Source organism: Agrobacterium sp. LAD9, assembly GCF_003031125.1.
GTDB lineage: Bacteria > Pseudomonadota > Alphaproteobacteria > Rhizobiales > Rhizobiaceae > Agrobacterium > Agrobacterium radiobacter.
In genome coordinates, this window is sequence record NZ_PHGS01000007.1 from 232,173 (window position 1) to 250,481 (window position 18,309).

Genomic DNA, 18,309 nt, shown 5'->3' on the forward strand with positions numbered 1-18,309 from the left:
ATCCCTCTCGGGAATGACAGGTGAACCTGCGCCTGTTTTCATCGCTTCAAAAAGTTGCCGGGTTCTCCGGCAGCCAGTCATCAGCAAGTGGAGGAAGACCATGGTTTGGCAACCGGCCGAAAACCGATACGCGTCCATGAAATATAATCATTGCGGCAAGACCGGCCTGAAACTGCCGGCGATTTCGCTCGGCCTCTGGCACAATTTCGGCAACGACACACCGCACCAGACGAAACAGGCCATCTGCCGCCGCGCCTTCGATCTCGGCATCACCCATTTCGATCTCGCCAATAATTACGGCCCGCCGCCCGGCAGCGCCGAAACCGCCTTCGGTGAAATCCTGAAGACGGATTTCAGAGGTTATCGCGACGAGATGATCATCTCCTCCAAGGCCGGTTACAACATGTGGCCCGGCCCCTATGGCGAATGGGGCAGCCGCAAATACGTAATTGCCTCCTGCGACCAGAGCCTGAAGCGCATGGGTCTGGATTACGTCGATATCTTCTATTCCCACCGTTTCGACCCCAACACGCCGCTTGAGGAAACCTGTGGCGCGCTGGACCAGATCGTGCGCTCGGGCAAGGCGCTTTATGTCGGCATCTCGTCCTACAACTCGAAGCGCACCCGTGAGGCCGCCGCCATCCTGAAGGACCTCGGCACGCCCTGCATCATCCACCAGCCGAGCTATTCGATGATCAACCGCTGGATCGAGGAGGATGGTCTCGTCGATACGCTGGAAGAACTGGGCATCGGCTCCATCGTCTTCTCGCCGCTGGCGCAAGGCATGCTGACGACGAAATATCTCGGCGGCGTGCCTGATGGCAGCCGCGCGGCGCAGCGCAAGTCGCTGAACCCGGCCTTCCTCAACGAACGCAACGTCGAGAACATCCGGGCGCTCAACAGCATTGCCGAGCGGCGCGGCCAGACGCTGGCGCAGATGGCGATTGCCTGGGTTCTGCGCGGCGACCGCATCACCTCGGCGCTGATCGGGGCAAGCCGCGTCGAACAGGTTGAGGATTGCGTGAAGGCACTCGACCGGCCGGATTTCACGGCCGAAGAGCTTGCGGAAATCAACGGTTATGCCAAGGAAGCGGATATCAACCTCTGGGCAAAATCCGCCGAACGCGTCTGATGCAGAAGAGACCGCCCGGTTCCGCCGGGTGGTCTGGCTGCCCCGAAAAACTCAAAATAAAAGATTAACTCACGCTCCTAACCATTAACAACCATTACATAAATGTAATTTTAAATTCAGTTTCCGTTCATTCGTTTATTCGTAAGTTCTCCTCATCGAAACACGAGGAAACATTCATGAAAAAGTTCATCACCATTCTTCTGGCTGCCACCGTTCTCGCTGCTCCGATGGCGCAGGCACAGAGCCGTCATGACGATCGCCACCGTGGCGTTACCGTCGAGCGCCAGATCACCACGAAAAAGGTCATCGTCAAGAAGCACCGCTGGGATCGCGGCCAGCGCCTGTCTGCAGGCGAACGCCGCCACACGGTCGACCGCCGCGACTATCGCCGCTACCGTCTTGCCGAGCCGCGCCGTGACCAGCGCTGGGTGCGCGTCGACAACCAGTTCCTGCTCATCAACGCCGTCACCGGCTTGATCGTCGGCCTCTCTGCCGCACGCTGAGTGAAATCATCGGATGCCGTGGAAAAGGCCCGCTTATGCGGGCCTGATAATTCTTGCGAATATCGCTCCAAATTCGACGTCATCCTCGGACTTGACCCGAGGATCCATTGATCGCAATGGGCTGTGGATTCTCGGGTCAAGCCCGAGAATGACGAAGGAGAGGTTTCGACATATCCACCAAGCAAAAAGGGTCGGCTCAAAGCCGACCCTTTTGTCGTTTATAATTTCAGCCGATCAGAAGATATCGGCGCCGCTGCCCCACGGGCCATGCGGCTTGTCGACGCCGTCGGTGCGTTCGAAACCATGTGCGCCGAAGAAGTCGCGTTGCGCCTGGATGAGGTTGGCGCTGCCGCGACCACGGCGATAGGCGTCGAAGTAACCGAGTGCCGAAGCCAGTGCCGAAACCGGCAGGCCGGAGAGAACGGCATAAGAAACAACACGGCGCAGCGGTGCGTCGGTATCCTTGACGATGCCGGAGAAGGCCGGCGTCACGATGAGGTTGGCCACATGCGGGTCCTTGGTGAAGGCCGAGGTGATCTCATCGAGGAATTCCGAGCGGATGATGCAGCCGGCGCGCCAGATGCGGGCGATCGTCGGCATCGGCAGGTTCCAGTTGAACTCCTTCGATGCGGCAGACATGATGGCGAAGCCCTGTGCGTAAGCACCGACCTTGGCGGCCAGAAGCGCGCTTTCGAGGTCGGCGATGAAGGCCTTTTTGTCAGCGGGTGCCGGTGCAACGGTCGGTAGACCGAAGATCTTCTCGGCAGCTTCGCGCTCGTCCTTCTGCGAGGAGAGAATACGGGCAGCCACGGCCGCCTCGATAGCGGTTGCGGCGACGCCCATGTTTTGCGCCTCGATGACCGACCACTTGCCGGTGCCCTTCTGGCCGGCCTTGTCGAGGATCAGATCGACCATCGGCTTACCGGTGATCGGATCGGCGGCGCGCAGAACCTTCTCGGTGATTTCGATCAGGTAGGAGTTCAGGCGGCCCTTGTTCCATTCGGCGAACACGTCGGCGATTTCGACTGCGCTCATGCCAAGACCGTCACGCAGAATGCCGTAGATTTCGGCGATCATCTGCATGTCGGCATATTCGATGCCGTTATGGATCGTCTTGACGAAATGGCCGGCGCCGTCATTGCCGAGCCATGCCACGCACGGATCATCGTTGTACTTGGCGGAAATGGAGGTCAGCACCTTCTCGACGCGCTTCCAGCTATCCTCGGTGCCACCAACCATGATCGACGGTCCATGACGGGCACCTTCTTCGCCGCCGGAAACGCCCATGCCGATAAAGGTCAGGCCGCTATCCTTCAGATTATCGAAACGGCGGATCGTATCGCGGAAATTCGCATTGCCCGCATCGATCATGATGTCGCCGTTAGAAAGATGGGGTTTAAGGATTTCCATCTGCTGGTCGACAGGGTCACCAGCCTTGATCATGATGATGATCGGGCGCGGAGGACGAATGGCGGCGACGAATTCCTCGATGGTTTCGCAAGGGATCAGCTGTCCCTGCAAGTCCCCGGCTTCAGCGTAGAATTTTTTCGTCGCTTCAGGGGTTCGGTTGAATACGGCAATCTTGTTGCCCTTTTCCGCGATGTTCAACGCCAGGTTCGAGCCCATGACGCCGAGACCGATCAAACCGATTTCTGCCTGTTCCACGGATGTGCCTCCATCTTGCTTTTAGGTGGTCGTGTTGTGGCACTGTAATGAACAAACGGCAAGGCTAGCCGCGACTGAAACGATTAAATTTTGATGACGCAAATCAGCTTTGCATATTTGCGACAGGTCAGGGCCGGCTCGAAACGACAAGCTCACCTCGCCTCTTATGATCGCCGGGGTCGGTCGTCACCGTCATCCAGTGCACGCCAGGCGGCCCCGTCCATATCCTCATACTGGCCAGAGCGCACCGACCAAAGGAAGGCGAAAAGGCCGAGCGCACCTAGAAACAGCGCGACGGGAATGAGATAGATCAGCATGTTCATGCCAGCTGCGCCCCCTCTCCCGCAAATCCTGTTTTAACGTCGTTCCGAGAGCGCACGGTTTCAGCCGTGCCGGCAAGACGCAACGCATTGGCGACGACGATCAGCGAGGAGGTCGACATGGCGATGGCCGCGATCATCGGCGTCGCATAACCGGCAATCGCAATCGGCACGGCGATGACATTGTAGCCGATGGCGAGAGCGAAGTTCTGCCGGATGAGCCTACCTGCCCGCTGCGACGTCTCGATAGCAAAGGGCACCGCATCGAGATCCTCCTGCATGAACACGAAATCGGCAGCCTGCCGGCCGATATCGGCGGCGGTTGCGGGCGCCATGGAAACATGGGCGGCGGCAAGCGCCGGCGCATCGTTGATGCCGTCTCCCACCATCAGCACTCTGCGACCCTCGCCAGCGAGCGCAGCGCAGCGGGCCGCCTTGTCCCCCGGCGAAAGGTCTGCACTCCAGTTGCCGATCCCCAGCCGCTGCGCCATGGCGCTGACAGCCGCCGCCCGGTCACCCGAGACGATTTCCTGCACGAGGCCCCGCACTGAGAGGCTGCGCAATGCCGCAACCGCACCCGCGCGCGGATTGTCCTCGAAGCCGAAGCTCGCCAGATGCCGGCCGTCAAGGGACAGCACGACTTCCGACCGCGCATCGCCATTGTCGACGCCCGCTTCATCCGGGCAGGCGAAACGGCGATTGCCGAGCCGGTAGGTTCCGGCTTCCGTCTCGGCCTCGACGCCGGAGCCCGGAATTTCCCGCACCGTCTCATAGGTCGGCATGGCACCGTTATAGGCGGCATGCAGGGCTTTCGAGAGGGGGTGGCGCGAATGGGCGGCAAGCCCCGCAGCAATCGCCATGGTGGCCGGCTTCACATCGCCTGTCTCGACCAGTCTCGGCTTTCCAACGGTCAGGGTGCCGGTCTTGTCGAACAGCACGGTATCGATTTCGGCCAGCCGCTCCATGGCCGAGCCTTCCTTGACCATAATGCCGTGCCGGAAGAGCCTTCCTGCGGCCACCACCTGCACGACGGGAACGGCAAGGCCGAGCGCACAGGGGCAGGTTATGATGAGAACCGCAATGGCGATCAGCATCGCCTGTTTCCAGTCGCCGCCGAAAAAGCCCCAGCCAAGAAATGTCACCAGCGCGAGAAGATGCACGACGGGCGAATAATAGCTCGCGGCGCGATCTGCGATGCGCCGATACCGCGCCCGGCCGCCTTCGGCCGCCTCCATAAGCCCGATCACCTCCGACAGGAAGGACTCCTTTGCCGAGGCGGTTACCCGCGCGATCAGCGAACCGGTGAGGTTGAGCGTACCGGCCTGCAGGCTGTCACCTGCCGTAACGCGGCGCGGTGCGCTTTCGCCGTTGACGATGGACATGTCGAGATCACTGCTGCCGGAGACGACCACGGCATCCACCGCCACACGGTCTCCGGCGGCGATCGCAATCGACATTCCGGGTTGGACGTCCGCAAGCTGGCGGTATTCCCGCGTTCCATCCTCACCGATCACGGTCGCGCCGCGCGGCGAAAGCCTTGCAAGCCCGGCAATGGCCGAACGCGCCTTGTCGCGCATGATATGGTCAAGCGTGCGGCCGATCAGCAGGAAGAACAGCAGCGACACGGTCGCGTCGAACCACGCATGTTCGCCGTGATGGATCGTTTCCCACAGCGAAACGACATAGGAGAGCGTGATGGCGAGTGCGATCGGCACATCCATGTTGGTGCGGCCGTGTTTCAGCGCATTCCAGGCCGACTGGTAAAAGAAGCGGCCGCCATAGATCAGCGCCGGCGCGGCGATCATCGCCGAAATCCAGTGGAACATGTCGCGCGTCGCCGCATCCGCGCCTGACCAGACGGAGACGGAAAGGAGCATGATATTGGCGGAGGCAAAACCGCACAGCGCCACCGCCCTGATCAATTGCGAACGCAAGGCGTCGGAAGCATCCTGACCGCTGGCGAAAAGATGCGTGCGATATCCGGTCGAAAGAATGGCGCGGGCGAGATCGGAAGGATCGGTCCTGACGCCATCGACCTCTTCCTTCCAGACGATTGCGACGCGTTTGGACGACAGGTTCACGCGCGCCCGCTCCACTTGGCGGAGACGGCTAAGCGCGGTTTCGATGGTGGTGATGCAGGCGCCGCAATAGACATCCGGCACGCTGAGATCAGTCTGCCGCAGCCCCTGCCCCAGATCGCGGCTCGCCAGCAGCAATTCCTCCGACGATGGCGGATTGAGCGGCTCGCCAAGCTGCAGCGAGCCTTCCGTTCCCGGTGCGCAGCAGCTCATTTGCGCCCCCTGATGACGGCGATCCGCGTCCCCTCATGCACGATGATGCGGCCATCCTTGACGGCGGTGACCTCGACGATCCACTGGCCGGGCAGCATGTCATGCACACCGGTGAAGACGCCGGTGGAAAGCGGGGTGAGCTCCATGTCGAAATTTTGGCTTTCACCGACCGGCCGGCGGAAATGCGCCGTCACGCTGTCCGTGTCGACGGGCCCCTTATCCGGATGGAAAACCTCATAGCGTACGGTCTTTTCGTCCACCACGAGCTTGCCCTTGATGCCGGTCGCGGCCCGTGCCTTGGCGGCTTCCGCCTTGGCGTTGAACTGCTGGCTGGCGACGTAGGTATTGGGCACGACAAGCCCGCTCCAGCTGTTCACTGCATTCCAGGCCATGATCATGTTGACCGTGATGATGGTGCCGAAGAACAGCAGCATGACGCCGAGCATGTGCCAGCCGGTAAAAGTGAAGCCGGATGTCTGGCGATTATTCACGGTCATTTTTTCACTCCCGGAGCGTTGAAGACAGCATCGTAACGGGCCGTCTCATGGCCGCCCGTATCGCTGACGATGAACTCGAAATTTTCAGCCGTTCGCGCGACATCCTTGCCAGGCAGGGTGACAAAGACCTTCAGCGTCGTCGCCTCATCCGGCTCGACCGTGACGTCGAAAGTGCGCGAGGCCGTATCCGGCATGCCGTTTATCTTCATCACCGCATTCGGGATGCCCTCGATCGTGAGGCTCATCGTGCGCGGCTGCGGCACCATGTTGAGAATGCGCACGGTATAGCCGTTGCGGATGGAACCGTTCGATTCCAGCACATATTGCGGATTGCGGTCGTGCAGGACGTTGAGCGCCAGCCGCTCGCGCGTCACCAGCGCAAACAGCATGCCGATGCCGACCGCCGACCAGATGGCCGTATAAAGCAGCGTGCGCGGCCGGAAGACGATGCGCCAGTTGAAGTGGCGGATGCTCTTCCTGAAGCTGCCATCCTCCTCGCGCACATTGGCAGGCTGGATGGCGTGCGTTCCGTTGCCGGTCGCCAGCGCCATGTTGGACTGGTATTCCGCAAGCGTCGCATAGGCGATCAGCCCGCGCGGTTTGCCGATCTTGTCCATCACCCCGTCGCAGGCGTCAATGCAGAGCGCGCAGGTGATGCATTCCAGCTGTTGCCCGTCCCTGATGTCGATGCCCATGGGACAGACGGCGACACAGGCGTTGCAATCGACGCAATCGCCGATGCTCTCGCCCGCCGCAGCGGCTTTTTTGGCGTGCCGCGAGCGCGGTTCGCCGCGCCAGTCATTATAGGTGACAACAAGCGAATTCTCATCCAGCATCGCCGCCTGGATGCGTGGCCAGGGACACATGTAGGTACAGACCTGCTCCCGCATCAGCCCGCCGAAAACATAGGTGGTGGCGGTAAGCGTGGCGACGGTCGAATAGGCGATCATCGGCGCCTGCCCCGTCATGAACTGCATCGCCAGCGTCGGCGCATCGGCGAAATAGAAAATCCAGGCGCCGCCGGTCAGAACGCCAATCACCAGCCAGATCGCATGTTTCAGCACGCGCTTGCGCAATTTGCCGAATGTAAGGGGCGCGGCGTCCAGTTTCATGCGGGCGTTCCTGTCTCCCTCTATCGCCCGTTCAACCACCAGAAACAGATCGACCCAGACGGTCTGTGGACAGGTATAACCGCACCATGCGCGCCCAACGGCTGAGGTGACGAGAAACAGCCCCAGCCCCGCCATGACCAGCAATCCCGCAACGAAAAAGAACTCCTGCGGCCAGATTTCGATGAAGAAGAAATAAAAGCGCCGGTTGGCGATATCGATCAGCACAGCCTGATCGGGTGCATAAGGCCCCCTGTCCCAGCGCAGGAACGGCGTCAGATAATAGATGCCGAGGGTGACGAGCATCACCAGCCATTTGAACCGCCGGAACCGACCTTCCGCGCGCTTGGGAAAAATCTTCTTGCGGGCTTCGTAGAGCGGTTTGCGCGTTTTTGCGGAATTGACGGCTTCCGCCTCCAGCCTTTCGACGGGCTGTTGCGGGCTGTCCTGTCCGGCGCGATAGATGTTCATGGTAAGATGTCCGTTTTTATCTCCTTGCTTTCTCCCATCTCCCCGGTGAAACATCCTTGACTTACATCAAGTGACGACAAAGTGGCGCAGTATGGGAACGCGCCGCCAAGGGAGGATGAAATGCCTGTCATGCAGTCGAGAATCATTCATCTGTCGATCGAAAAACCCTGGGCCCAGGTCTACGACTTCGCCTCAGACCCGCAGAACATGCCCAGCTGGGCCGCAGGCCTTGCGGGCGGCCTCAAATCCGATGGCGAGGACTGGATCGCCGAGGGCGGACCGCTTGGCGAGGTGCGCGTCAATTTTGCGCCCGCAAACGAATTCGGCGTCATCGACCATGTCGTGACATTGCCGGATGGCATCAAGGTTTATAACGCGCTACGGGTGACGCCGAACGGCAGCGGTACGGAGGTGAGTTTCACCCTCCTTCGCCTTCAGGATATGACGGATGAGGATTTCGAGCAGGATGCAAGAGCGATCACGGCCGATCTCGAAACGCTGAAGGCGCTGCTCGAAAAGGACTGATGGAGGAACGATGACCACGAATACAAACGACCGGCGGATCGACTATGTCGAATTCAACGTCACCGATATCGAGCGCAGCAAGGAATTTTACGGCGGCGCCTTTGGCTGGTCCTTCAAGGATTACGGTCCGCAATATTGCGAATTTTCCGACGGCCGGCTGACCGGCGGTTTCACCACCACGGCACCCGTCTCGGCCAAAGGCGGGCCGCTCGTGATTCTCTACGCCGCCGATATCGAGGATGCCCAGCGCCGCGTCGAGGCCGCCGGCGGCCAGATCAGCGTCGCGCTTTTCGAGTTTCCCGGCGGACGCCGTTTTCATTTCACCGATCCGGATGGATACGAACTGGCCGTCTGGTCGAAAAACTGATTGGCAGGAGCCCGTCATGACTTTGACAACGCCGCCTTTTTCGTTGGTCGGTATCGATCATATCGTCTTCATCGTCGACGACATGATGCGGGCGCTCGATTTTTACCGGAACGTGCTGGGGTGTAGGGATGGTTACTCTTACCCTGCTCTCGGGATGGAACAAGTCTGGTGCGGAAATGCCTTGATCGTGCTGTGGGATGTCACGCATCCCGGTGGCACAAAGGCTGCTCCGCCCGTCGCCGGAGGACGTAATGTCGATCACATCTGCATAGCGACCGGTCCTCTGAACCATGATGCACTTCGCGCACATCTGGCGAAATTTAACGTCACGATAGAACAGGAAGCCTTTCACGGCGGCGCGAGAGGAATGGGACATTCGTTCTATTTCCGTGATCCCTTCGGCAACAAGATCGAGTTGAAGGGACCAGCCGAATATCCGGATGGACGGGCGGAAAACGCCTGATCTAAACAATAAAAAAGGGCGCCTCCCCGGCGCCCCTTCTTTACATTCCGCTTGCTTCACTCGCCCCCACCAAGCGAATGCACGAAGATCGCCAACTGCTTGACCGTCGTATCGCCAAGGCGCTCACCCCAGGCGGGCATGACGCCATGCTTGGGCGAACGGATCTGCGCGACGATGCCCTCTTCTCCATGCGCCTTCAGCCAGATCGCATCGGCGAGGTTCGGTGCGCCAAACTCGCGGTTACCCTTGGCATCCTCGCCGTGGCACGAAGCGCAATTGTCGGCAAAGACCTGCTTGCCGGGTTCCACCAGCGCCGGGTTGGCGGGCTTTCCCGTCAGGCTGACGACGTAAGCCGCAACCTCGCGGATTTCGTCCGACTTGAGAATGTCGCCGAAGGCCGGCATTTCCGACGCGCGCGTGTCAGCATCATCTGCAAAACGGATGCCGTGCTTCACCGTCGTGTAGATGTCGTCAACGCTGCCGCCCCACATCCAGTCGTCATCATTGAGGTTGGGATAACCCTGCCCGCCTTCCGCACCAGAACCGTGACACTGAATGCAATTGACCTTGAAAGCGGCTGCACCGCCGGAAAGGGCAAATTGCATCAGGGTCGGATCGGCCTGAATATCGGCAAGCGACGACTTGGCGATCTTGTCGACAAAAACGCTCTGCGACTGTTTTGCATCGGCGATTTCGGCGGCGATCTCACCACGGCTGCTCCAACCGAGCAGCCCTTGCGTCGCCCCGTTGATCAGCGGCCATGCCGGATAGGCGATGGTATAGCCGATGGCCCAGAGGATCGTGAAGTAGAAGGTCCAGACCCACCAGCGCGGCATGGGATTGTTCAGCTCACGGATACCGTCCCATTCATGGCCGGTGGTTTCGACGCCGCTGATGTCATCAATGTGTTTTTCGGACATATCCTAGTCCTCCTTGAGCGGAATGCTGGCGGCATCGTCCGCGGCCTTCTTCGAGCCGGGGCGAAGGGTGAAAACGACGACGCCGGCGAAGAACAGGGTCATGGCAAGCAGGCCCCAGCTGTCGGCGAAGTGGCGCATGGCCGTGTAGGTTTCCATGGCTTACACCTCCTCACCGGTATCCGGCGGCATCGTCATAGGTCGAAAAATCGACCAGCGTGCCGAGCATCTGCAGATAGGCGACCAGCGCATCCATTTCGGTGAGCTTGGCCGGATCGCCGTCAAAATCACCCACTTTCGCCTTGGGATACCGCGCCAGGAGTTCCGACGAATCCGCATTCGGGTCGGCCTGGGCGGCAAGATCGGCCGCGGATTTCTCGATCATCTCGTCGCTATAGGGCACACCAACGGCGCGGTTGGCCTTCAGCTCCATGGAGACGTCGGTGATCTTCAGCGGCGTGGTCTTGAGGAACGCATAGGACGGCATGATCGATTCCGGCACCACCGAGCGCGGATCGGCCAGATGCTGCACGTGCCATTCGTTCGAATAGCGGTCACCGACGCGCGCGAGGTCCGGCCCCGTGCGCTTGGAACCCCACTGGAACGGATGGTCATACATGGATTCCGCCGCCAGGCTATAGTGCCCGTAACGCTCCACCTCGTCGCGGAACGGACGGATCATCTGGCTGTGGCAGACATAACATCCCTCGCGGATGTAGATGTTGCGCCCGGCCAGCTCCAGCGGCGTGTAGGGCCGCATGCCCTCCACCTTCTCGATGGTGTTTTCGAGATAAAAGAGCGGTGCGATTTCCACGATGCCGCCGATCGAGACGACCAGCAGGGAGCCGACCAGAAGCAGCGTGGCGTTGCGTTCGATGACGCCGTGTTTGTCGAGTATGGACATCGGCCTCTCCTTATTCAGCAGGCTGCAGCGAACGGGTTTCGGCGGGCTGCGCCGAAACTTCGGCATCCTTGCGGACGCCTTCGTCGCGTTGATGACCGAGGATGGTCATCGTGACGTTGTAGGCCATGATCAGCGCGCCGCTGAGGAACATCAGGCCGCCCAATGCACGCATCACGTAATAGGGGAACAGCGCTGCTACCGATTCCGCGAAGGAATAGACGAGGAAGCCCTGGCTATCATATTCGCGCCACATCAGCGCCTGCTGGATGCCTGCCACCCACATGACGGCGGCGTAGACGACGATGCCGAGCGTGGCGAGCCAGAAGTGCCAGTTGACCAGCTGCAGGCTGTAGAGACGCTCCCTGCCCCACAGTTTCGGCGTCAGGTAATAGATCGCGCCGAAGGTGATCATGCCGTTCCAGCCGAGTGCGCCGGAATGAACATGGCCAATGGTCCAGTCGGTATAGTGGCTGAGCGAGTTGACGGCCTTGATCGACATCATCGGACCCTCGAAGGTCGCCATGCCGTAGAAGGCAACGGCCATCACCATCATGCGCACGACAGGGTCCGTGCGGATCTTGTCCCATGCGCCCGAAAGCGTCATCAGACCGTTGATCATGCCGCCCCACGAGGGCATCCACAGCATGACCGAGAACACCATGCCGAGCGTCTGCGCCCAGTCCGGCAGCGCAGTATAATGCAGATGGTGGGGGCCGGCCCAGATATACATGAAGATCAGCGCCCAGAAGTGGATGATCGACAGGCGGTAGGAATAGACCGGACGGTTCACCTGCTTCGGAATGAAATAATACATCATGCCGAGGAAGCCTGCGGTGAGGAAGAAGCCAACGGCATTGTGGCCGTACCACCATTGCGTCAGCGCATCCTGCACGCCCGAAAAGGCCGAGTAGCTCTTGACGCCAAGAAACGAGACCGGAATGGCGAGATTATTGACGATATGCAGCATGGCAATCGTTACGATGAATCCCAGGTAGAACCAGTTCGCCACATAGATATGCGGCTCCTTGCGCATGAAGATCGTGCCGAGGAAGGCGACGAGATAGGCAACCCAGACGATGGTCAGCCAGATATCGACATACCATTCCGGCTCCGCATATTCGCGACCCTGGGTAATACCGAGCAGGTAGCCGGTGGCGGCCATGACGATGAAGAGATTATATCCCCAGAACACGAACCAGCCGAGATTGCCGCCGAAGAGGCGCGCGCGACAGGTTCTCTGCACCACGTAGAAAGACGTGGCAATCAGCGCATTTCCCCCGAAAGCGAAGATCACCGCTGATGTGTGCAGCGGCCGCATCCGGCCGAAATTGAAATAGGGCGCGATGTTGAGATCGGGAAAGGCGAGTTGCAGCGCCACCACGACACCCACCAGAAAACCGACGACACCCCAGAACACGGTGGCGATGACGCCGTATTTCACCACCTCATCGAAATATTCCGACTTGAGGCGCGCACGCGCCGCCTGATCGACAGGCGCAAAGGAGACACGGCGCAGCAGAAGCACCGTGCTGACCAGAAGTGTAAAGAACAGCACCCACATATGGGCAGCGAAAAGACTGTCATGGGCAAAGGCTGCCCCGAGCAACGCGAGAAAGGCCCCGAGGGCCACGATCGCGGTTTCTAACGTGTAATTCATTGTTGGTTTCCCCCAACGTGCAAGCCGACCGACGAAAGGCACGGCACGCGCCTGGGAGAGCGGGAACGCGCCTTTGCGTCGGTTGGAGCATTGCCACCGCGCGGGAAAGCCCACCTTGATCCAGATCAAGAATGCAAAGCTGTCGCAGCCCCGTCAAAACAGGGCGCGGCTTTACGAGAGGAATTTGCGTAAGAGCAAAAAACGCCGGGAGATATCGGCCGGCCTGGACGGGTGTCGTCTCAGCCCTTCATCTTCAGGGGCAGCCCGGCGGCGACAAAATAGACCTCGCCGGCAATGGCCGCGATTCGCTGATGCAGACGGCCGGCGTGATCGCGGAATTCACGCGCCATGCGATTTTCAGGCACGATGCCGAGACCCACTTCATTGGAGACGAATATCAGCGTCGCCTGCGACGATATGATCGCCGCCTCAACTGCGGTGAAGGCAGCCTCGATATCGGCATTCTCCATCATCAGATTGGTGAGCCACAGGGTGAGGCAGTCGATGAGAATGACATTTCCCGCGTCGTCGAGCCGCTGCAGAAAGGCGGCGATATCGACCGGCGCTTCATGGGTGGTCCATTCCCCGCCGCGCCGCTCCTGATGATGGCTGATGCGGTCGCGCATCTCGTCATCCCATGCTCGCCCGGTGGCGAGGTAATGCAGGCGTCCGCCGGATTTTCCCGCAAGTTCCTCGGCAAAACGCGATTTGCCGGAGCGCGCGCCGCCAAGAATGAAAACGGAGCGGTTTTTATCTGTCATGGGAAACCTGAAGGAAAAGAATGAATCGGACCGGCATCTTTGCGGTGACGCAAGCCAGGGACAGGCGGTCATGAAGGGAACGATTCGTAGAAAAAGGCGTCCCCCGGTTGTTCATGCCGGACTGCCGCTGATACCGGACCGGAGAAACAAGACCTGCCCGCAGGATGCGGGACATGAAAAGCCCTGATTACCCCGGATACCGGAAACACCGGTCCTGATGAAAGGCTAGGTGCGAAATGCCATCCTGTCAATCGGCGGGTGACCGTGCCGGGATTTACGCGGAACCGGTACGCAAAACCTTACCCGGAACCGGCAGACCTGTCGTCCGCAAGTGGATTGATAAAGCGACTTGGTTACCGGAAAGTTAGCGAAAAACCGAATGATGAAACCGCAACGCCGAAGGAGAATATCGAGTGACGGCAGTCACCGCCATTGCCTTGCCATGGCCTTCAAATCAATATGCTTTCGAAGATTCGCAAACAGCAAGGTGGCCTGCCCGTGATGACCGTCATGGACTATATCTCGATCGTCGTTTTCATCCTGCTATGGGCCATCTATACCCATGTAACGACGGGAACGAGGCTGTTTTCGAGAGCCAGCCTCAATCAGGCCATGGCCGAGCGCCGTCGCCACTGGATCATGAATTCGCTGAAGCGCGACCTGAAGATGATCGACACGCAGATCATGGCCGGCCTGCAGAACGGCACCGCCTTTTTCGCCTCCACCTCCATCTTCGCCATCGGTGGATGTTTCGCTCTTCTGGGCGCGACCGAACAGGTCGAATCGGTGTTTCGCGACATGCCTTTCGTGCATTATGCCGGGCGCACGGCCTTCGAACTGAAGGTCATAGGGCTCACCTGTCTTTTCGGTTACTCCTTCTTCAAATTCGGCTGGTCCTACCGCCTGTTCAACTATTGCACGATCCTTTTCGGCGCCATCCCCATGGTCCACGATGTCAACGCGGATCGCGAGGCAGCGGAGCGAGCGGCCGAAAACGTCATAAAGATGAACATCATCGCTGCTAAGAACTTCAATGACGGCCTGCGGACGATCTTTCTGTCCATCGGTTATCTCGGCTGGTTCATCAGCCCCTATGTCTTCATTGCCAGTACGGTCATCATCATCGTGGCGCTGTTGCGCCGCCAGTTCTTTTCCGAGGCCCGGCGCGCGATCATGGAAGAAAACCAGCCTTGAAATAGCCGCACTTCAAGGGCCAAGCCCTCGGGTCATTTCGAGCGAATCCAAGTGAATGTCAGCTCCCTCGAAAAGCTGAAAAAAGCGGGAAACATGGACACAGACGCAGCCGCAAACGAAAACCGCCGCAAGGGCCGCATCGGCGGTCTCGACACCCTGCGCGGGCTTGCCCTCATCGCCATGGCGTCCTACCACTTCACATGGAACCTGGAATATTTCGGCTATCTCGAACCCGGCACGGCGACGACAGGCCTGTGGAAACTCTATGCGCGCGGCATCGCCAGCTCGTTCCTGTTCCTGGCCGGTTTCAGCCTGTTTCTCGCCCATGGCAAGGGCGTGAACTGGCCGTCTTTCGGCAAACGTTTTGCGATGGTGGCCGGTTCGGCGCTGCTCATTACCGTCGCGACCTATTTCGCCTTTCCGGACAGTTTCATCTTCTTCGGTATATTGCACAATATCGCCGCCGCAAGCCTCGTGGGGCTGCTGTTCCTGCGAGCCCCTGCAGTCGTGACGCTGCTTTTTGCGGTGATCGCTTTCATCCTGCCGCAATATCTGCAATCCGAACTGTTCAACGCAAAATGGCTGGCCTGGATCGGTTTTTCCACCATGCCGCCCCGCTCGAACGATTATGTGCCGCTGCTGCCCTGGCTTGCGCCCTTCCTCGCCGGGCTTGCGGTTTCGCAATTCGTCACGCCACGCGATTGGCTCGATCGCTTTCGAAGCCCGAGTTCACCTCGTAACCTGATCGCCAGCGCCGGCCGCCACAGCCTCGCCTTTTACCTTATCCACCAGCCGGTGCTGATCGGCCTCGTTTACACCCTGTCGCTCATCGCTCCGCCTCCGCCTGTCGATCAGGTCGAGCTGTACAAATCGAGCTGTGAAAAAAGCTGCGTCGAGCAGGCAAACGGGCTGGAACTATGCCAGCGTTTCTGCGGCTGCACGCTGGAGAAGCTGCAGGCCGAAAACCTGTTCGATATGATGATGGAAGGCAAACTCAGCGCGGATCAGCAGACGAAGGTCAGCGAAGTGGCGCAGCAGTGCACGGCTGAGGCGCAATAGGGATAAACGTCAGGGCTTACGATCCATTTCTTCTCCCCGCCGGGGAGAAGGTGGCCCGAAGGGCCGGATGAGGGGGAACCCTCGCCGAACTATCTTTACCCTCGCCCCTTATCCCGCTGCCGCGACCTTCTCCCCGGTGGGGAGAAGAAATGAGCGAAACCCGCTCGTTCCATATGCAGCAAAAGTGGAAAGACTTCAGAGCCATTCTCGACGTTACGTTAACGGAGTAGCCAAACCGCTACAGGGCGGGGTTCAGGTCCCCACGCCGATTTCGGCAAGCCGCGTCAGACAGGCTTCTTCGACATTGTCGAGTTCCGCCAGCGTCTCTTCGATGTCCTTGCGTTTTTGCCTGAGATCGGCGCGCTTTTCATCGACCTTCTTCATCAGAAGCACCAGTTGGCCCGATTCGCCCGGCGGCTCCTTGTAGACATGAATGATTTCGCGAATTTCGGAGATCGTGAAACCGATACGACGGCCGCGCAGGATTTCCTGAATGAGGCGGCGGTCCGCAGCCCTGAAAAGCCGGGTGCGCCCGCGACGCTCAGGGTGAATAAGCCCCTCGTCCTCATAAAATCTCAAGGTACGGGTGGAAACACCGAATTCGCGTGTCAGTTCGGTTATGCTATAATACTTGTCCAAGGGCCTATCCGATTCATAACCGGATAATATTATTTGACCTTCACGTAAAAGTCAATTTTCGCCCGCTTCCCCTATCCGGAAATACCGTACCACCAGGTCGCGATCCCCAGAAAGGCGAAAAAGCCGACAATATCGGTGACCGCCGTGACGAAGACTGCCGAAGAAACGGCCGGGTCCGCTCCGAACTTGTCGAGCACCAGCGGAATGAGAATGCCCGCCAGCGCCGCCGCCAGCATGTTGAGACACATGGCCGTGGCGATGATGCCACCGATATGGATATCCTGAAACCAGACACCGGCGACAATGCCGATGGCGCAACCGAACAGCATGCCGTTCAGGATGCCCACACCCGCCTCGCGCCTGATGATGCGGGCGGCGTTGTGAATATCGAGGCTTTTGGTGGCGAGCGCCCGCACCGACACCGTCATGGTCTGCGATCCGGCATTGCCGCCCATACCGGCCACCGCCGGCATCAGGATCGCCAGAGCGATAATCTGCTGGATCGTCGCATCGAACAGGCTGATGACCGAGGCGGACAGAAAGGCGGTAAGGAGATTGACGGCAAGCCAGGGCACACGCGAGCGCGAGGTGCTGACAATGCTATCAGACAGCTCTTCGTCACCGACACCGCCAAGGCGCAGCAGATCCTCTTCGGCCTCTTCCTGAATGACGTCCACCACGTCATCGATGGTCAGCACGCCCACCAGCCGGCCGTTGTCATCGACTACGGCTGCGGAGAGAAGGTCGTATTGCTCGAAAAGCTGCGCGGCCTCTTCCTGATCCATCTCAGCCGGAATGGAGTGGTTGGTCTCGTGCATGATCGTTTCGATCTTCACCTGACGCTTGGCGCGCAGCACGCGATCGAGATCAAGCGCACCAACCAGCTTGAACGTGGGATCGATAACGAAAATTTGCGAGAACGATTCCGGCAGCTCTTCTTCTTCGCGCAGATAATCGATGGTCTGCCCCACGGTCCAGAACGGCGGCACGGCCACGAATTCCGTCTGCATGCGGCGGCCGGCCGAACTTTCCGGATAATCCAGCGCCCGCATCAACCGCACGCGTTCGGTGAACGGCAGTTGCGAGAGAATATCCTCGCGGTCTTCGTCGTCGAGGTCCTCAAGAATATAGACGGCGTCGTCCGAATCCAGCTCGCCGATGCCGGCGGCAATCTGCTCGTTCGACATCTGGTCGACGATATCGAGACGGATGCCCTCATCCACCTCGGTCAGCGCCGTCATGTCGAAATCGGAACCGAGAAGCCGCACCAGCGCGTGGCGCTGTTCAGGCAGGATGGATTCCAGGAGGTCGCCGAGTTCCGATTCGTGCAGCCGCGCCACATTCTTGCGCAGGAAAAGCAGATCGCGGTCAGCGATCGCCGCACCCACCATCGTCAGAAAGTCGGAGCGCACAGACCCATCTTCGGCGTAAATATCGGAGGGCGCTTCCGTCGGCTTCACGTCCTCGGGCGCGACAGGATCGTCGTCACGGTCTGTCATCTGGCGTCCCCTCGTATTCAAATGCCGCAGTGCACGGATGCGCAGGCAGAATGGCGTTAAAAGGTATATTGTCAACAACCGGATAGCGGCAAATGAACAAGCTTTCCGACTGCGGCGCAAAATCCATTCAACATTCCTCTTCCTATTGGCCGGCAGGGTCTCAGCCAGCGGCCACAAGCATGTTTAGCCAATCTTTGCGGCTTGCTTTGCGACAACGTCCACCCCCTTTACGCCGTTCCCATTTCAAATGTCGAACGGGCAAATAAGGGTTTCACCGCAATGCACAATTAAGACATTGACAGGCAGTGTGGATCAGCGCTTTTGAAGTTGCTTTTG

19 protein-coding genes are annotated in these 18,309 nt (G+C 59.4%); 7 read left to right on the forward strand and 12 right to left on the reverse strand.

The features are described from left to right. Positions 1-100 precede the first annotated feature (100 nt). The gene (gene mgrA / locus DA915_RS07775) at positions 101-1,132 is read left to right on the forward strand and encodes an L-glyceraldehyde 3-phosphate reductase (protein WP_107675558.1); all 1,032 of its coding nucleotides are present in this window, start codon (positions 101-103) and stop codon (positions 1,130-1,132) included. Positions 1,133-1,308: 176 nt separating this feature from the next. Next, complete coding sequence (locus tag DA915_RS07780; protein ID WP_003502789.1) at positions 1,309-1,635, forward strand: RcnB family protein; 327 nt, start codon at positions 1,309-1,311, stop codon at positions 1,633-1,635. A 234-nt stretch (positions 1,636-1,869) separates the two neighbouring features. On the opposite strand, the gene gndA is transcribed toward DA915_RS07780, so the two are convergent. The 5 genes from gndA to ccoG all read right to left on the reverse strand — a co-directional run bounded on the left by gndA (position 1,870) and on the right by ccoG (position 7,988). Then, positions 1,870-3,300, reverse strand: a complete 1,431-nt coding sequence (gndA, locus tag DA915_RS07785; protein ID WP_003502791.1) for an NADP-dependent phosphogluconate dehydrogenase — start codon at positions 3,298-3,300, stop codon at positions 1,870-1,872. A 164-nt stretch (positions 3,301-3,464) separates the two neighbouring features. Beyond that, positions 3,465-3,623 carry a cbb3-type cytochrome oxidase assembly protein CcoS gene (gene ccoS, locus DA915_RS07790; RefSeq protein ID WP_003502794.1) on the reverse strand — a complete coding sequence of 53 codons (159 nt, stop codon included), beginning with the start codon at positions 3,621-3,623 and terminating at the stop codon, positions 3,465-3,467. Beyond that, positions 3,620-5,911 carry a cation-translocating P-type ATPase gene (locus DA915_RS07795; RefSeq protein WP_107675559.1) on the reverse strand — a complete coding sequence of 764 codons (2,292 nt, stop codon included), beginning with the start codon at positions 5,909-5,911 and terminating at the stop codon, positions 3,620-3,622. Before DA915_RS07795 ends, ccoS begins: the two co-directional genes overlap by 4 nt. Further along, positions 5,908-6,408 (reverse strand): FixH family protein, encoded by a 501-nt coding sequence (locus tag DA915_RS07800; protein WP_020812817.1) that lies wholly within the window; start codon positions 6,406-6,408, stop codon positions 5,908-5,910. The genes DA915_RS07795 and DA915_RS07800 overlap by 4 nt, the downstream gene beginning before the upstream one ends. Continuing rightward, the gene (gene ccoG, locus DA915_RS07805) at positions 6,405-7,988 is read right to left on the reverse strand and encodes a cytochrome c oxidase accessory protein CcoG (protein WP_107675560.1); all 1,584 of its coding nucleotides are present in this window, start codon (positions 7,986-7,988) and stop codon (positions 6,405-6,407) included. The genes DA915_RS07800 and ccoG overlap by 4 nt, the downstream gene beginning before the upstream one ends. A 120-nt stretch (positions 7,989-8,108) precedes the next feature. Between ccoG and DA915_RS07810 the strand changes: the two genes are divergently transcribed. Genes DA915_RS07810 through DA915_RS07820 form a run of 3 tightly spaced genes read left to right on the forward strand, consistent with a single transcriptional unit; the run spans position 8,109 to position 9,343 of the window. Beyond that, positions 8,109-8,513: an SRPBCC family protein gene (locus DA915_RS07810; protein WP_003502802.1), complete on the forward strand. Its 405-nt coding sequence runs from the start codon at positions 8,109-8,111 to the stop codon at positions 8,511-8,513. Positions 8,514-8,523: 10 nt separating this feature from the next. After that, the gene (locus DA915_RS07815) at positions 8,524-8,880 is read left to right on the forward strand and encodes a VOC family protein (protein WP_003502804.1); all 357 of its coding nucleotides are present in this window, start codon (positions 8,524-8,526) and stop codon (positions 8,878-8,880) included. A gap of 16 nt (positions 8,881-8,896) precedes the next feature. After that, positions 8,897-9,343, forward strand: coding sequence for a VOC family protein (locus DA915_RS07820; RefSeq protein ID WP_003502805.1), 447 nt, complete (start codon positions 8,897-8,899; stop codon positions 9,341-9,343). 56 nt (positions 9,344-9,399) lie between these two features. Here DA915_RS07820 and ccoP read toward each other — a convergent pair whose 3' ends face one another. The 5 genes from ccoP to cobU all read right to left on the reverse strand — a co-directional run bounded on the left by ccoP (position 9,400) and on the right by cobU (position 13,582). Next, positions 9,400-10,263: a cytochrome-c oxidase, cbb3-type subunit III gene (gene ccoP / locus DA915_RS07825; protein ID WP_003502808.1), complete on the reverse strand. Its 864-nt coding sequence runs from the start codon at positions 10,261-10,263 to the stop codon at positions 9,400-9,402. Between the two features lie 3 nt (positions 10,264-10,266). Beyond that, positions 10,267-10,419 carry a CcoQ/FixQ family Cbb3-type cytochrome c oxidase assembly chaperone gene (locus DA915_RS07830; RefSeq protein ID WP_003502810.1) on the reverse strand — a complete coding sequence of 51 codons (153 nt, stop codon included), beginning with the start codon at positions 10,417-10,419 and terminating at the stop codon, positions 10,267-10,269. Between the two features lie 13 nt (positions 10,420-10,432). Then, positions 10,433-11,164: a cytochrome-c oxidase, cbb3-type subunit II gene (gene ccoO / locus DA915_RS07835; protein WP_026364104.1), complete on the reverse strand. Its 732-nt coding sequence runs from the start codon at positions 11,162-11,164 to the stop codon at positions 10,433-10,435. Between the two features lie 10 nt (positions 11,165-11,174). Then, positions 11,175-12,821, reverse strand: a complete 1,647-nt coding sequence (gene ccoN / locus DA915_RS07840; RefSeq protein ID WP_060725810.1) for a cytochrome-c oxidase, cbb3-type subunit I — start codon at positions 12,819-12,821, stop codon at positions 11,175-11,177. A gap of 239 nt (positions 12,822-13,060) precedes the next feature. Continuing rightward, positions 13,061-13,582, reverse strand: a complete 522-nt coding sequence (gene cobU / locus DA915_RS07845) for a bifunctional adenosylcobinamide kinase/adenosylcobinamide-phosphate guanylyltransferase (RefSeq protein ID WP_107675561.1) — start codon at positions 13,580-13,582, stop codon at positions 13,061-13,063. A gap of 501 nt (positions 13,583-14,083) precedes the next feature. On the opposite strand from cobU, the gene DA915_RS07855 reads away from it, so the two are divergent. Then, entirely contained in the window at positions 14,084-14,776 is a 693-nt protein-coding gene (locus DA915_RS07855; RefSeq protein WP_003502819.1) for a DUF599 domain-containing protein, read from the forward strand. Between the two features lie 93 nt (positions 14,777-14,869). Then, positions 14,870-15,835: a heparan-alpha-glucosaminide N-acetyltransferase gene (locus DA915_RS07860; protein WP_035212433.1), complete on the forward strand. Its 966-nt coding sequence runs from the start codon at positions 14,870-14,872 to the stop codon at positions 15,833-15,835. A 252-nt stretch (positions 15,836-16,087) separates the two neighbouring features. On the opposite strand, the gene DA915_RS07865 is transcribed toward DA915_RS07860, so the two are convergent. Beyond that, the gene (locus DA915_RS07865) at positions 16,088-16,474 is read right to left on the reverse strand and encodes a MerR family DNA-binding transcriptional regulator (protein ID WP_003495942.1); all 387 of its coding nucleotides are present in this window, start codon (positions 16,472-16,474) and stop codon (positions 16,088-16,090) included. A 71-nt stretch (positions 16,475-16,545) separates the two neighbouring features. Next, positions 16,546-17,973 carry a magnesium transporter gene (gene mgtE / locus DA915_RS07870; protein WP_003502821.1) on the reverse strand — a complete coding sequence of 476 codons (1,428 nt, stop codon included), beginning with the start codon at positions 17,971-17,973 and terminating at the stop codon, positions 16,546-16,548. Between the last annotated feature and the right edge of the window lie 336 nt (positions 17,974-18,309).

Coding starts and splice junctions, on each gene's coding strand:
- mgrA (WP_107675558.1), top strand. CDS start 101: ATGGTTTGGCAACCGGCCGAAAACCGATACGCGTCCATGAAATATAAT.
- DA915_RS07780 (WP_003502789.1), top strand. CDS start 1,309: ATGAAAAAGTTCATCACCATTCTTCTGGCTGCCACCGTTCTCGCTGCT.
- ccoS (WP_003502794.1), bottom strand. CDS start 3,623: ATGAACATGCTGATCTATCTCATTCCCGTCGCGCTGTTTCTAGGTGCG.
- DA915_RS07795 (WP_107675559.1), bottom strand. CDS start 5,911: ATGAGCTGCTGCGCACCGGGAACGGAAGGCTCGCTGCAGCTTGGCGAG.
- DA915_RS07800 (WP_020812817.1), bottom strand. CDS start 6,408: ATGACCGTGAATAATCGCCAGACATCCGGCTTCACTTTTACCGGCTGG.
- ccoG (WP_107675560.1), bottom strand. CDS start 7,988: ATGAACATCTATCGCGCCGGACAGGACAGCCCGCAACAGCCCGTCGAA.
- DA915_RS07810 (WP_003502802.1), top strand. CDS start 8,109: ATGCCTGTCATGCAGTCGAGAATCATTCATCTGTCGATCGAAAAACCC.
- DA915_RS07815 (WP_003502804.1), top strand. CDS start 8,524: ATGACCACGAATACAAACGACCGGCGGATCGACTATGTCGAATTCAAC.
- DA915_RS07820 (WP_003502805.1), top strand. CDS start 8,897: ATGACTTTGACAACGCCGCCTTTTTCGTTGGTCGGTATCGATCATATC.
- ccoP (WP_003502808.1), bottom strand. CDS start 10,263: ATGTCCGAAAAACACATTGATGACATCAGCGGCGTCGAAACCACCGGC.
- DA915_RS07830 (WP_003502810.1), bottom strand. CDS start 10,419: ATGGAAACCTACACGGCCATGCGCCACTTCGCCGACAGCTGGGGCCTG.
- ccoO (WP_026364104.1), bottom strand. CDS start 11,164: ATGTCCATACTCGACAAACACGGCGTCATCGAACGCAACGCCACGCTG.
- ccoN (WP_060725810.1), bottom strand. CDS start 12,821: ATGAATTACACGTTAGAAACCGCGATCGTGGCCCTCGGGGCCTTTCTC.
- cobU (WP_107675561.1), bottom strand. CDS start 13,582: ATGACAGATAAAAACCGCTCCGTTTTCATTCTTGGCGGCGCGCGCTCC.
- DA915_RS07855 (WP_003502819.1), top strand. CDS start 14,084: ATGACCGTCATGGACTATATCTCGATCGTCGTTTTCATCCTGCTATGG.
- DA915_RS07860 (WP_035212433.1), top strand. CDS start 14,870: ATGGACACAGACGCAGCCGCAAACGAAAACCGCCGCAAGGGCCGCATC.
- mgtE (WP_003502821.1), bottom strand. CDS start 17,973: ATGACAGACCGTGACGACGATCCTGTCGCGCCCGAGGACGTGAAGCCG.